The following is a 14,061-nucleotide window of genomic DNA, read 5'->3' as shown; positions in this document are numbered from 1 at the left end:
TGAGTTGATACCGTATTTTACTCTAAAACAGAATAATCACCTATGCTGATGCTAGTGAAATTACCATCAAAACTAGCGTGATTACCAATCATGGCATTGTCTAAAACGGCATTTTTGATATGCGAATGCGTTTGTACCAAACTGTTTTTTACTGTACTATTTACCACATGGCAACCGTCACCAAGGGAAACATTTGGACCAACAGTAGCATTAATCAACACTACGTTTTTACCAATATAGCAAGGCGGTATAATAGTTGCGTTTTCTAGTTTTGCACTTTCATCAACTAAGGATTCACCATCATTATGTAAAAATCCTAACATTCTAGAATTGGTTTCTACAGTCACGTTTTTGTTACCGCAATCCATCCACTCCTCCACTTTGCCAGGGACAAATTTCATGCCTTTGGCCATCATTTGTTTGATTCCGTCATTGATTTGGTATTCGCCACCGTGAATGATGTTATTGTCAAGTACCAACTGTAATTCGTTTTTAAGTACTGCAATATCTTTGAAATAGTAAATCCCAATAACTGCTAAGTCTGAAACAAAAGTGGCTGGTTTTTCAACCAACTCAACGATTTCATTGTTCGCATTTAATTTTACCACACCAAAAGCTTCTGGTTGGTCTACTTGTTTTACCCAAATTACGCTATCTGCCTCTTTGTCTAAGTCAAAATCGGCACGAATTAGGGTATCGGCGTAAGCAATTACCGCTGGTCCGCTCAAGGATTCTTTGGCACACATGATAGCGTGACCGGTTCCTAAGGCTTCGTTTTGGTAATAAATGGTTCCTTTGGCACCTAGTTTTTGGGCTATAGCCAAAAGTTCTTCTTCCACTTTTTGACCAAAACTTTCATGAATGATAAAAGCTACTTCGTCAATTTGTTGATTTAAAACTCCCGCGATGTCTTCAACCAAACGGTGTACAATAGGTTTGCCGGCAATAGGAATTAATGGTTTAGGAATGGTTAATGTATGTGGGCGAAGGCGTGATCCACGACCCGCCATAGGAACGATTATTTTCATGTTTATTTATTGAAAGATTAAACGATTGAAAAATTTAATGATTATCATAAATCTTTAAATTATTCAATCTTTAAATTATTAAATTTATTTTACTTTTTAACCGCAAAGTTCACGAAGGATTTCGCAAAGCTCGCAAAGTTTTTTTTATTCTATTGAGCCACAGATTTAAAAGATTAAACGGATTTTTGAAACTTTATATTTGAAATTTGTCGTTTAATAATTTTCTAAAACTGTTAACTTCTACTGATTACTGTGACTGAATACTGCGACTGTTTACTTTACTCCCGTACTACCAAAACCACCTTCACCTCTTGAAGTTTCTGTCAGTTCCTGAACTAGAGTCCACTCGGCGCGTTCGTGTTTTGCTATTACCAATTGCGCTATGCGTTCTCCATTTTGAATGGTAAAATCTTCATTGGATAAATTTACTAAAATTACTCCAATTTCTCCACGATAATCCGCATCTACAGTCCCGGGTGCGTTAAGTACGGTTACACCATTTTTTGCAGCTAGTCCGCTGCGTGGTCTTACTTGTGCTTCGTACCCAATAGGTAGTTCTATAAAAAGACCTGTTTTTACGATGGTTCGTTCTAAAGGTTTTAAAGTAATTGGGGCGGTTATATTGGCTCGTAAATCCATTCCTGCCGAGGCGATGGTTTCATAGCTAGGCAAGTCGTGCTGTGATTTGTTGATGATGTTGATATTCATAATGTATTTGTTTGAGCTAGTTTTTAGGATCAGATAGTCTTTTTTAAGAAGTGCGCTTTTTTAGCCGTGACCGAAGTGGAAAGCCTTTTTTTATAAAATTGTATTTTTTTCGAGGGTGAAAAGAGCGACTGCAAGAAGCTCCTTTTGCCCCATAGAAAAAAACAATTTTAGGAAAAAGCTTGAAACGAAGGGCGCGATAAGCTTCTAAAAAAATTGATACTACTTTGCTTTACGTTTTAGTATTTGGGTTAATAATTCTTTTTCGTTGTGGTATATAAAATACAGGAACACGAGCAATAACGGGATTCCTACGAAATAATTCTCCCGGAATCCGTAAAATGAAATCGCTGAAAATCCGATTGAAATTATGAGATACATAAAAATTTTACGGCTGTCATACGGTATGGGGTAATATTTGTTTCCGAAATAATAAGAGATGGTCATCATGCTACCATAAGCGGCTATGGTGGCTATGGCTGAACCGTAATAACTCATGGTTGGGATTAGCAGGTAATTGAGCGCTAGCGTGATGATGGCTCCTACGATTGAGATGTAAGCACCCACATAGGTTTTATCAATGAGTTTGTACCATACAGAAAGGTTGGTGTAAATGCCAAGAAAAAAATTAGCCAAAATAATTAAAGGCACTACTTTCATGGCTTCCCAATATGACTCGTCCTGAATCATGATCACCTTGAAAACATCGGCAAAAACGATAACGGAGAGTAAAATGAACGACCCAAAAATGACAAAATATTTGGTTATGGTAGCGTAAGTTTGTGGTGCATTTTTACTATCAGCATGGCTAAAAAAGAAAGGTTCGATACCTAAAGTGTAGGCCGTACGGTACAAAACCATAAACAAACCAAGCTTGTAACAGGCTGAGTATACACCCACCTCTGCATCGGCAATATTGGCTGGCAATAGTTCTCCCAATAAAATTTTGTCAAACTGATCGTTGATGGCAAATGCGAGTCCGGCTAGCATAATGGGCATTCCGTATTGCATCATGCGCTTCCAAAGCTGGTAATCAAAATGCCATTTTAGTTTAAAATAGGACGGTGACAATACTAAAAAAGTAAGCAAACTGGCTACAATATTGGATACGAAAATATAACCTATTTGAAAATCAACTATGTACAACGAACCTAAAAACCCATCAGGATTTGACTTTGCAATTGCTGGTAAATAACTCAAAAAGAATAAGTTTAGGACCAAATTAACTACAACATTTCCTATTTTGATTATAGCATATTTTATAGGTTGCTGGTTGACTCTTAATTTTGAAAAAGGAACAATCACCAAAGCATCAAACACTAAAATCCAAATGGTGTATGTAATATATTGTACATCAAGACCAGACCAAATGGCCAATTTATTGCGGAAAAGCAAGGCTATGACCAAAAATACAATTGAGGACCAAAAAAGGGAAACGGACGCTGTTTCAACAACAGATTTTTTATCATTCTCTTTATTGTAAAACCTAAAGAAAGCAGTTTCAAACCCATACGCGAGAAGTACATTAAAGAAAATCATGTAAGCAAAAATGACAGAAACCTTACCGTATTCAGCTTTAGGAAGTAAATCAGTGTATAATGGAACCAGAATAAAACTGAACATTCGCGGAACAACCGTAGCGAGTCCGTAAATGGCTGTTTGTTTAAAAAGATTTTTATATAAACCCAAAATTATTTTATTTTACAGAGGTCAATAGGAACAAAAATAGGCAATTGTGTGGTGACTTTAACCATTGGTGAAGCAGATATCCTACTTGATTTGTGAAAACTGTTTTCTAGAAAGTGTAGCATTCTTAAGATAAACCGTCTTCGTTGATAATTTTTAAGAAATGAAAACCTTTGGGCGCGTATCCTTGGTTATAATAAAAACGATGTGCATTGAAGTTTCCTGTAAAAGCATCTAGTACAATCATCGTACAACCAAGTTCTTTGGCTTTCGCATCTACATAATCTGTCATTATTTTACCAATTCCTTTTTTACGGTGATCAGGGTGAACGATAAAATTATCAATTTCGAGGTACTTGCCTGACCAAAGTTTGGTTCCAGACCACAAACCTGAAAGTCCAACACAAACAGTACCTTCAAAAACAGCAATTTGCTTGTAGTTGTGCGGAATCATATCCGTAAGATACGCATCGTATTTTTCGAAAGTAAAGTTAGTGTACAAATGTAGCATGACATCGTATTGCGCCAGCATTTCTTCTTTGGTAGTAAGTTCTATAAGGTGTAATTCCATGTTCGTTTTAAAAATGTAAAATTAGAGAAAAAATCAGAGGAATAGAAAAAGAAAAAACAAGGAAAACGATTATGTTTATGAACTTAACGAGGATATTTAACTTGTCGCAAACCAAAGTATAAAAAAAAGAGCCAACCGAAGTTGACTCTTTGTATTATAAAACAAAATATGTTAACTCTTTCAAAACTTCGCATTTTGAAGATTTGAAAAACTAAGTTTTTCTTATCCTTTCAAAGCCTCTGCTCCACCAACAATCTCTAAGATTTCGTTAGTAATTGCAGCTTGACGCGCTTTGTTATAAGTTAATTTCAATTGATTTCTCAATTCAGTTGCATTATCAGTTGCTTTGTGCATTGCTGTCATACGTGCTCCGTGCTCTGAGGCAAAAGAGTCACGAATACCTTTATACAATTGTGTTTTCAAAGATTTAGGAATCAAAGTCAAAACGATTTCTTCTTTTGATGGTTCAAAAATATAATCACCAGCAGCTTCAGCAGCATTGGCTTTTAAAGATGCTAACGGTAAAAATTGCTCTGTTTGAACAATTTGCGTAGCAGCATTTTTAAATTGGTTGTAAATCAACTCAATTTTATCATACTCACCACCAACGAATTTCTCCATTAAAGTATCCGCTATTTTAGCAACATTATCAAAAGTCAAATCATCAAAAACAGTACTTTGATTACCAACAACGTTTAAAGTTTTGCTCAAGACGTCGTTTCCTTTTTTACCAATGGCAAAAACATCAACTTGTTGTCCTGTGTAATAATCGGCACGGTTTTTTGCTTCTTTGATCGCATTGGTGTTAAACGCACCTGCTAAACCTCTGTTAGAAGTAATAACCACCAACAACACTTTTTTAACTTCGCGCTGTGTAGTGTACTCACCACCGGCATCACCTTCTAAAGTAGCAGAAAGATTTTGCAATAATTCCGTTAATTTTTCGGCATAAGGGCGCATTGCTGTGATCGCATCTTGTGCTTTCTTTAGCTTTGCTGCAGAAACCATTTTCATAGCCGATGTAATTTGCATCGTCGATGAAACGGAAGTAATTCTATTACGGATTTCCTTTAAATTTGCCATTTTGTGTATAGTGAAATGTGAATCGTAAAAAGTGAACAATTATACTATTCACTTTTCACTTTTCACTAAATTAGTTATATTTTGCTGATAATTCTTTAGCTACAGTTTCGATTACATCTGTAATTTCGTCTGTTAACTTTCCTGCTTTCAAAGCATCAAGTGTAGGTCTGTGCTTAGCATTTAGGAATTCTAAGAAATCTTTCTCGAACTCTCTTACTTTGTTCACAGGAACATTTTTTAACAAGTTTTTAGAACCTGCATAAATAATTGCTACTTGATCTTCAACAGTATAAGGATCATTCAAACCTTGTTTCAAGATTTCAACGTTTCTTTTTCCTTTTTCAATTACGTTTAAAGTAACAGCATCCAAATCAGAACCAAATTTAGCAAACGCTTCCAATTCACGGAATTGTGCTTGATCTAGTTTTAAAGTTCCTGATACTTTTTTCATTGATTTAATTTGAGCGTTACCTCCAACACGTGATACCGAAATACCTACGTTGATTGCTGGACGAACTCCTGAGTTAAACAAATCACCATCTAAGAAAATTTGACCATCAGTAATCGAAATTACGTTTGTTGGGATATATGCAGAAACGTCACCAGCTTGAGTTTCAATGATTGGTAAAGCTGTCAATGAACCACCACCTTTTACGATAGATTTCAATGAATCTGGTAAATCATTCATGTTTTTAGCAATTCCGTCATCAGCAATTACTTTACAAGCACGCTCTAATAAACGGCTGTGTAAGTAAAAAACGTCTCCAGGATACGCCTCACGTCCCGGTGGTCTTCTTAATAAAAGAGAAACCTCACGGTAAGCAACCGCTTGTTTAGACAAATCATCATACACAATTAAAGCAGGACGACCTGAATCTCTAAAATATTCACCAATTGCAGCACCTGCGAAAGGAGCATAAACTTGCATTGGAGCTGGATCAGAAGCATTAGCTGCAACAATCACAGTATACGCCATAGCACCTTTTTCTTCTAACATTTTAGCAATTCCTGCTACTGTAGAAGCTTTTTGTCCAATAGCTACGTAGATACAAAATACTGGTTTTCCAGCATCGTAAAATTCTTTTTGATTTAAGATAGTATCGATACAAACAGTTGACTTACCTGTTTGACGGTCACCAATAACTAGCTCACGTTGTCCACGACCTACTGGAATCATTGCATCAACTGCTTTGATACCTGTTTGTAATGGCTCAGTAACTGGCTGACGGAAGATAACTCCAGGAGCTTTTCTTTCTAATGGCATTTCATATAAGTCTCCACCAATTGGTCCTTTTCCATCAATTGGAAAACCAAGTGTGTTTACTACACGTCCTACCATTTGTTCTCCTACTTTAAGAGAAGCAATACGTTGTGTTCTTTTTGCAGTAGAACCTTCTTTGATACCAGTAGATGGTCCTAAAAGTACCACACCCACGTTATCTTCTTCAAGGTTCAATACAATAGCTTCTAAACCATTGTCAAACTCCACTAACTCTCCATATTGAACATTAGAAAGCCCGTAGATACGAGCAATACCATCTCCAACTTGAAGTACGGTTCCTACTTCTTCTAGTGTAGCACCAGATTCAAAACCTTCTACTTGCTTTCTTAATATTGCTGAAATTTCAGCAGGTTTAATTTCCGCCATCTTACTTTATGATTTAAACACTTAAATGTGCAATAAACTAATTACTTAACTCTCTTTTTAATACTTGTAATCTGTTAGCAACAGAAGCATTGTACTGCTTGTCGCCTATTCTTAAAATAAATCCTCCAATAATTGCTGGATCTACTATATTTTGTATGCTTACCTTTTTATCAGATAACAATGCTATTTTAGCCAAAACTTTTTCTTCTAATGCAGCATCCATTGGTACGGCAGTAGTTACTTGCGCTTGCTCCATTCCGTTAGCAAAGTCAAATAATTTCCCGTACTCAACTGCGATAGATTCTAAGATTTCGAATCTCTTGTTTTCAAATAACAATTGAAACAAACCTTTAGTAACCGCATTGCTATCAGCAAAAACTTCTAATAAAGCATTTTGTTTTACTGTAACTTTGATAGTTGGGTTTTGAATAAAAGTACTCAATTCTAGGTTGCCATTGATAGCTGTAGCAATACTATTCATATCACTATTCACTTCAGTAGACACACCTTTAGCATTAGCTAGGTCTAAAATTGCTTTTGCATAACGACTTGCTGCTCTAGTACTTGCCATAATTAGTTCAATTTAACGTCACCCAACATGTTCTCAATCAATTTAGTTTGAGATTCTTTGTTAGATAGTTCTTCTCTTAATACTTTTTCAGCAATACTCAAAGACAAAGTAGATACTTGTGATTTCAATTCAGCCATAGCAGCATTTTTCTCAGCAGCAATAGCTGTTTTCGCTTGCTCGATCATACGTGCACCTTCTGCTTGCGCATCAGCTTTTGAATCAGCGATCATTTTTTCTCTCATATCACGAGCTTCTTTCAACAAAGCATCACGCTCTAAACGTGCTTCTTGTAAAATACGCTCATTTTCTGCAGTTAAATTTTGCATTTCTAAACGTGCTGTTTCGGCTGCAGCCAAAGCAGAGTTGATAGAATCTTCTCTTCCTTTTACGGCGCTTAAAATTGGTTTCCAAGCAAATTTACCAAGCAAGATAAAGAAAACTATAAAGATGATAGAGGTCCAAAATATTAAACTCTCTGGTGCTGTTAAATTCATATTTTTATATTTAAAAAGTTTGTTTTAGAAATAAAAACTTCTTGATACCAACCGTATCAAGAAGTTTTAAGCTTTAATTATTGTGCAATTAACGCAACAACTACTGCGAAAAGTGCAACACCTTCAATAAGTGCAGCAGCAATAATCATAGCAGTCTGGATTTTTCCAGCAGCCTCAGGTTGACGAGCAATAGCGTCCATTGCAGAACCACCAATTTTTCCAATACCTAGACCTGCACCAATAACAGCTAATCCAGCTCCGATTCCAGCTAATACCATAATACTAAATTTAATATAGTTAATAATTAATAAAACACAAATTAATGGTGGTCGTGCTCTTCAACAGCCTGACCAATAAACAATGCAGTTAACAACGTAAACACATAAGCTTGCAACGCAGCAACCAACATTTCAAGTACACTCATGAACAATACGAACGCTCCAGAAATTGGCGCAACCGCTACTGTTTTGAATATAAAAATCAATGAGACTAAACTCAAGATGATAATATGCCCTGCAGTGATGTTAGCGAATAAACGAATCATCAATGCGAAAGGTTTTGTCAACATACCAATAATTTCTACTGGTATCATAATAGGATACAATGCTTTTGGAACTGGTGGCAAGAAAATGTGTTTCCAGTAATCTTTGCTTCCGCTGAAAGTAGTTACGATAAAAGTAAACAAAGCCAATACAAATGTAAAGAAGATGTTACCCGTAAGGTTGGCACTAAATGGGAAAAACGGTATTAAACCAATAAGGTTGTTGATCCAGATAAAGAAAAAGATCGTTAACAAATACGGCATGTATTTCGCGTATTTTTTGATTCCGATATTTGGGATAGCAATTTCATCTCTTACAAAAATAACCAACGGCTCTAAGAAACCAGCGATTCCTTTTGGTGCTTTTGGGTTTTTCTTGTACGATCTTGCTACTGCAAAAAATAAGAAGAATAAAACCAAAGCCGACATTAACATAGAGAAAACATTCTTAGTTATAGAAAAATCAAGAGGTCTTGCATCAAATTCAAATGCACCGTTCTTTTTTTGATCTTCAGTTAATGTTTCAAATTTATCTGCGTAAAAAATAACTTCATTATAACGAACCAATTTTTGACCGTTTACATCTACAACATGATGTCCTTCGTTATCGTGGTGAAATTGCTCTGCTGAAAAAATTTCTAAACCAGAGTTTGTCCATAAAATAACAGGTAAGTAAAACGAAATCGGGTGACCCGCCCAATCAGCAATATGGAACTCATGCGAATCACCAATGTGCTCATTGATCAATTCCGTAGCATTGAATTCTTTTTCAGCAGAATGACCCGCTTCAGCATGCGCATCAGCAACAGTTGCCACGCTTTCGGTATGATTTTGAAGACTATCCGCGGCTGGGTTTGCGAAATTTACCAACGGCATACACGCTACAAAAGTAACTAACAGGAATTGAAGTGATTTTTTTGAAATTACCATTATTAATTGTGTATCTGATTTTACGTTTTTAAAATTTTTTGCAAAGGTACATATTTAATTCAAAATTGAAAATTATAATCATGTTTTTAAAAAATCAATTTTGAGTGCTATTGCATTATTTGCAGTCAACCTATCTTTTATTTATCAATCGAACCGCAAAAACGGTTTCAAAAAGTAAAAATAGGAAATATGGAATGAAAAAAGCTCCGATATTAAGATTAGTTGCAACGTTTTCGGCTTTAATTAATGGCCACAAAAAAACCACCGCTGCCATCATCTTTATAAATGTTGTTCCTAAAAATGCAAAGCCAGTAAAATCAGGAAAATTTTGATTCACAAAAAGCAGTAATACATATATAAGTATAGTGGTGATTAGTAAAAATCCATAAACGCTCTCTGTGCTGTAAAACAGGTCTTTTTGATAACCAAAAGTTTGTACTGCATAATACTGTACGACAAAAAGTAATAAGGTAAAAGGAATTAAAGCCTTAAGAAAAGGTAAAATTTTATTCATTTTTAGAATTGTTTAAATTTTTTACTTGCCGTATTACATTATACAAGGCAATAAAAACAGAAATTAGTGAAAGTACGATAGTATAAACAGAAGAATCAGCTTGGCTGTAATTATCATCTAGCCAGATTCCAAGATAGGTAAATGCAAAAATAATAGTACCCATTTGAAAAGGTATTGCTAGAAAGACCAACCATTTGGCATTATTTTCTGCTTTCTTTTTCATGTACCTCTGGATTTTTAGATTGAATTTGCATCGAACAAGCCGCAGAGAAAGTTGCACCTGGCTCTACTGCTAATTTTCCAACAGTTACTTGCCCTTGAATACTAGCCTTTGCTTTTACACTCAAAAGTTCCTGAACTTTGATGTTGCCTTCAAATTTCCCCTCAATATCTGCGTTTTTACAAATAATATCTCCGGTAACACTTCCGGCGGGGCCAATTACAATTTTACCAGCAGTTTGAAAATTACCCACCAAGTGACCGTCTAATCTAAAATCAGCTTGCGAAATAATATCTCCTTTAATAGTGGTTCCTTCCACAATCCTATTGGTTTTACCCAAAAGATCGGTGTATGATTTTTGTTTTTTATCGAACATAGTTATTTTTTTTCGAGGGCTAGATAACTCTCTAAATTTTTCTTGATTTGCACAATCCTATAATTCTCTGATGCGATAATTATAGCAGGTGTTGTGAGATTGTATTTTTTATTTTCTGCTAAAACTGTCAAGATATCTGCAGCATAATTTTGTGTAGGTATGCCGTGAATTGTTACAAACGCATTATTATCGGTATATAAGTCATAAGAAAGGTACAGCTTTTGTAAATTCTCACCTTCAAAAAATGCTTTTAAACTGGCTTCCAAGGCTGTTGTCTTTTCATCGTCACGAGCACCTACTTGGTATAAAATTTTGTAGTTACTAGCTACAGCCGTTTTGAAGTTCAATTGTTCTAAAACTGGAATTTGTTCTTTTAAAATCAAGGCTGCACTTTTACCCTCTTCACTATTAGGATAATTATCTACTACATCTTGCATGGCTTTTTTGTAGGCTGCAAGTCCTTTAACTTTACCTAGTGTATTGGCCTTTAGCAATTCGAATTTTGAAACAATTTCGTCACCAGAAAACTGTACAATCAAATTATCAATGTTAGATAAAATCGTATTGAAGTCCTCCTTTTCGAATAATTTATACCATTTGTTATACTCCGTTTCGGGAGAATCAGCTATTGCTATTGTACTTTGCGCATTTTGGTTGATAATTTGCGCATAACGAGAATTAGGGAACTCTTGTGAAATTCGAGTTTTCATAGCTTCGGCCTTGGTAGCATTTGTTGATTGATACAATTTAAACAAATTATACAGCGTAGGTAACACTAGCTTTTCCTCTGGATTGGTCAAAAGTAACTGCTCTAGCTTGCTTATTGCTAGTTCGTTTTCTTTGAATTTTTCTTTATAGACAATACCTAAATTATAATAGGCGCTGTTACGCTCTTTGGCAATACTATCTAATTCTTTTGCATCAGTGGGTAATTGCTTGGTATAAAAAAGCGTACTGTATTCTGGCTTTTCAATAGTAGCAACGGCAGCTGTTGAATCTGTTGCTGTAGTTGCATCATCAGCGGCAACAGTAGTGTTGCCTACTTTGGTTCCTGAAAAGCGCCAATTGCCATTACGTGATCTATCGCCCCATAATTTTTTAAATTCGACTTTACCAAATGCTACAGTGGTTGCGTTGTAAAAATAAAAAGAACTACTACCCGGCTGTGGAGCCCCAATAGGATTCATAGACGGAGGCGCCATACCGGGAATAGGGGCTGCATTCAAGGTATCAAAACCACCACTAGGATCAGCAGAACTAATAGACGCATTTCGTTCTCGGTTTTCTTGAAGTTCTTTATTTTTAGCCTCAAGTAGTTTTTTTTGTTCGTCTTTCTCTTTGAGTTGTGCAATGTAGTTTTCATAAAAAGAGTTTTGCTGCTCTGGACTCATAGCAACAATTTTTAGAATACTGTCGTTGTGTTGCGCAATAGCTTCATAGGCAATTACTTCGTCTAAATTTTTTCTGATTTTTTCAATTTTAGCAAACTCTCTTGTGTTATTGTTTAGCTTGACCAATGTACTATCGTAGTACTTTGCAGCTGAAGCGTAGGAGGCATTCTTGAAATACATGTCACCCAAATTGCGGTAGTTGGATGCTACCAAATACGAATCTTTTGAATTGGTTTTAAGTGAAGAATTATACAAAGCAATAGCCGCTTTTTGATTGTTTTGCTTGTCTTGAAAAACTGCCATTTGATGAAAAATCAAATCTTTAAAAGGTCTGTTCTCTCTATCTTTAAGTAATTTATTAAATGTTTTTACAAATAGTGCTGTGTCACCGTTTTGATAATCAAATAATTCTGCTTTTTTGGCATGCGCTTGCAAAACAAATCTACGCTCGGCCTTTCGGTTCATTGCAATGATTTCTTGAAAGGTTGTTACTGCGCTGTCTTTGTAGCCAGCTTTTTGATATAATTGACCTAAAACAAAACGATATCTGGCTTTTTCTTGATTTACTTTGGTAAAATTAATGGCTTGCTTTAATTTAACAACTGCGCTGTCTTTTTCTTCTAAATTCAAAAAAGAGGCTGCTAAAAGTGCATTGGCATCAGCGTAAACTTGCTTTTGTACTTTACGGTCATCTAATAATTTACTAATGTTTTTGATTACTTGTGCATCGTTACCCAAACGCATATTGGTTTTTTCGCGCCAAATTTTTGCTTCGTAAATTTTGCTGCTGTTGGGATATTTATAAAGGATGTAATTGAATGCATCAAGAGCTGGTACAAAACGCTGGTCATAGTACCTTGCTTTTCCTAGCATAAGATAGGCTTCATCTATTTGGAAATTTTTTTCTTTGCCACCAATATTCATGGAGTGTTTTTGAATGGCTTTGGTTGCTTTGGTTTCGGCTAATTCAAAGTCTGGATTTTTGGCTTTTTCGGGTGTAAATTCATCCGAAACTTGCATTTTTTCAATGGGTAAAATATCCCAAAAATTATCGTCGCTACCCATTTGAAGGGACTTAATACCTTTGTCTAGACCTACTTGGCCGTTGTACAGAATGTTGTATTTTGTGCTCAAGGCATGCGAATTTCTGGCTAAAAAAGTGTCTTTTTTGGTCGAACACGCTACTACTACAGCAAGGAAAAGGAGTGTAAGTAAGGATTTGTATGTATTGATTTTCAATGGAAAACGTTTTTATCAATTAACTATGAAATATACTTTTTAGTATACGCATTGGTAAAAATACATTTCTTTTTGATATCGTGAAAATTATGACCTTTTATTTGAAGTGCAATGGTTGTGCGTAAGGGATTGCAGCGGCATCCTTTATTTTTCGATTTTTGGATCGAAAATAAAGATAGAGCGTAAAGCCCGACCCGAAGTTTTTACGGAGGGTTACGCCCAAAAAAAAGCTAATTGTTTCAATATTCACACTGAAATAGCGTGAGTACTGAAACAATTAGCACTTTATATTAGGGTGTTTTTTACTGCATTTATACGGCAAAAAATTCTTCTAATTCTTTTAATGTTTCTTCTGAGGTTTGAATGTCTTTAACCACTTGGCCTTTTTGCATGGCTACAATACGGTCGCTTACCTCAACAGTGTGCTGCAAGTCGTGGCTTGAAACCAATACGGTAACGGTTGGATCATCGGCTAGTTCTTTGATGATTTTTTTAAGGCGAAATTGCGTGGTTGGGTCAAGGTTAGCAAAAGGCTCATCGAGAATAACCACGGACGGATTACCAATTAAAGTAGCAATGATACCTACTTTTTTCTGGTTTCCTTTAGATAAATCGCGCAGGTATTTTTTGTTTTTTAAGATTTCGCCATTAAAAAACTCTTCGTGTTTGGCTAGTAACGCATCAACATCAGCTTTGTTTTGACCGCGTAAATCGCCTATGAAATAAAAATATTCTTCGGGAGTTAGATAGCTTATTAAAAAACTTTCATCAAGAAAAGAGGCGGTGAAAGGTTTCCAAGCCTCGCTTTTACTTACATTTATGCCGTGGTTTACTATGTTTCCGGTAGACGCTTGAATTAAGTCTAGCAAAAGACTGAAAAAAGTGGTTTTTCCAGCGCCGTTGTTACCCACTAAGCCAAAGCTTTCGCCTTGTTTGATTTCTAATGCTTCTATATTTAATACGGTTGTTCCGTTGTATGTTTTGGTAAGGTTGTTTACTTGTATCATTGTTATTAGTTTAATAGGTTGGTTTGTTGTTGTCTCTTTTTTTTAAACCATTAAGAA

Annotated in this window: 15 protein-coding genes; all 15 read right to left on the bottom strand. The window is 35.6% G+C overall.

Going from position 1 to position 14,061, the window contains the following annotated elements; all coding sequences use genetic code 11:
* Positions 1-17: 17 nt before the first annotated feature.
* Positions 18-1,028, bottom strand: a complete 1,011-nt coding sequence (locus G9Q29_RS01125) for a sugar phosphate nucleotidyltransferase (RefSeq protein ID WP_166132670.1) — start codon at positions 1,026-1,028, stop codon at positions 18-20.
* A 273-nt stretch (positions 1,029-1,301) separates the two neighbouring features.
* The gene (gene dut, locus G9Q29_RS01120; protein ID WP_166132669.1) at positions 1,302-1,736 is read right to left on the bottom strand and encodes a dUTP diphosphatase; all 435 of its coding nucleotides are present in this window, start codon (positions 1,734-1,736) and stop codon (positions 1,302-1,304) included.
* 219 nt (positions 1,737-1,955) lie between these two features.
* The gene (locus tag G9Q29_RS01115; protein ID WP_166132668.1) at positions 1,956-3,422 is read right to left on the bottom strand and encodes a lipopolysaccharide biosynthesis protein; all 1,467 of its coding nucleotides are present in this window, start codon (positions 3,420-3,422) and stop codon (positions 1,956-1,958) included.
* Between the two features lie 124 nt (positions 3,423-3,546).
* Positions 3,547-3,990: a GNAT family N-acetyltransferase gene (locus tag G9Q29_RS01110; protein WP_166132667.1), complete on the bottom strand. Its 444-nt coding sequence runs from the start codon at positions 3,988-3,990 to the stop codon at positions 3,547-3,549.
* A gap of 222 nt (positions 3,991-4,212) precedes the next feature.
* Positions 4,213-5,073 (bottom strand): ATP synthase F1 subunit gamma, encoded by an 861-nt coding sequence (gene atpG, locus G9Q29_RS01105; RefSeq protein ID WP_166132666.1) that lies wholly within the window; start codon positions 5,071-5,073, stop codon positions 4,213-4,215.
* A 70-nt stretch (positions 5,074-5,143) separates the two neighbouring features.
* The gene (atpA, locus tag G9Q29_RS01100) at positions 5,144-6,721 is read right to left on the bottom strand and encodes a F0F1 ATP synthase subunit alpha (protein ID WP_166132665.1); all 1,578 of its coding nucleotides are present in this window, start codon (positions 6,719-6,721) and stop codon (positions 5,144-5,146) included.
* 37 nt (positions 6,722-6,758) lie between these two features.
* Positions 6,759-7,292 carry an ATP synthase F1 subunit delta gene (gene atpH, locus G9Q29_RS01095; RefSeq protein ID WP_166132664.1) on the bottom strand — a complete coding sequence of 178 codons (534 nt, stop codon included), beginning with the start codon at positions 7,290-7,292 and terminating at the stop codon, positions 6,759-6,761.
* 2 nt (positions 7,293-7,294) lie between these two features.
* Positions 7,295-7,786 carry a F0F1 ATP synthase subunit B gene (locus G9Q29_RS01090; protein WP_166132663.1) on the bottom strand — a complete coding sequence of 164 codons (492 nt, stop codon included), beginning with the start codon at positions 7,784-7,786 and terminating at the stop codon, positions 7,295-7,297.
* 77 nt (positions 7,787-7,863) lie between these two features.
* Positions 7,864-8,064, bottom strand: coding sequence for an ATP synthase F0 subunit C (gene atpE, locus G9Q29_RS01085; RefSeq protein WP_026708812.1), 201 nt, complete (start codon positions 8,062-8,064; stop codon positions 7,864-7,866).
* A 41-nt stretch (positions 8,065-8,105) separates the two neighbouring features.
* The gene (gene atpB, locus G9Q29_RS01080) at positions 8,106-9,257 is read right to left on the bottom strand and encodes a F0F1 ATP synthase subunit A (RefSeq protein ID WP_166132662.1); all 1,152 of its coding nucleotides are present in this window, start codon (positions 9,255-9,257) and stop codon (positions 8,106-8,108) included.
* A gap of 130 nt (positions 9,258-9,387) precedes the next feature.
* The gene (locus G9Q29_RS01075) at positions 9,388-9,771 is read right to left on the bottom strand and encodes a hypothetical protein (RefSeq protein WP_166132661.1); all 384 of its coding nucleotides are present in this window, start codon (positions 9,769-9,771) and stop codon (positions 9,388-9,390) included.
* Positions 9,764-9,994, bottom strand: a complete 231-nt coding sequence (locus G9Q29_RS01070) for an AtpZ/AtpI family protein (protein WP_166132660.1) — start codon at positions 9,992-9,994, stop codon at positions 9,764-9,766. The genes G9Q29_RS01075 and G9Q29_RS01070 overlap by 8 nt, the downstream gene beginning before the upstream one ends.
* Positions 9,972-10,367 carry a bactofilin family protein gene (locus G9Q29_RS01065; protein ID WP_166132659.1) on the bottom strand — a complete coding sequence of 132 codons (396 nt, stop codon included), beginning with the start codon at positions 10,365-10,367 and terminating at the stop codon, positions 9,972-9,974. The genes G9Q29_RS01070 and G9Q29_RS01065 overlap by 23 nt, the downstream gene beginning before the upstream one ends.
* A gap of 2 nt (positions 10,368-10,369) precedes the next feature.
* Positions 10,370-12,997, bottom strand: coding sequence for a type IX secretion system periplasmic lipoprotein PorW/SprE (gene porW / locus G9Q29_RS01060; RefSeq protein ID WP_166132658.1), 2,628 nt, complete (start codon positions 12,995-12,997; stop codon positions 10,370-10,372).
* 311 nt (positions 12,998-13,308) lie between these two features.
* Entirely contained in the window at positions 13,309-14,004 is a 696-nt protein-coding gene (locus tag G9Q29_RS01055; protein ID WP_166132657.1) for an ABC transporter ATP-binding protein, read from the bottom strand.
* Positions 14,005-14,061 lie beyond the last annotated feature (57 nt).

The sequence above is a fragment of the Flavobacterium turcicum genome (assembly GCF_011365745.1).
In the GTDB taxonomy this organism is placed as follows: Bacteria; Bacteroidota; Bacteroidia; order Flavobacteriales; family Flavobacteriaceae; genus Flavobacterium; species Flavobacterium turcicum.
The sequence above is the reverse complement of the archived record's forward strand: the minus strand, read 5'-3'. Positions and strand labels throughout refer to the sequence as shown.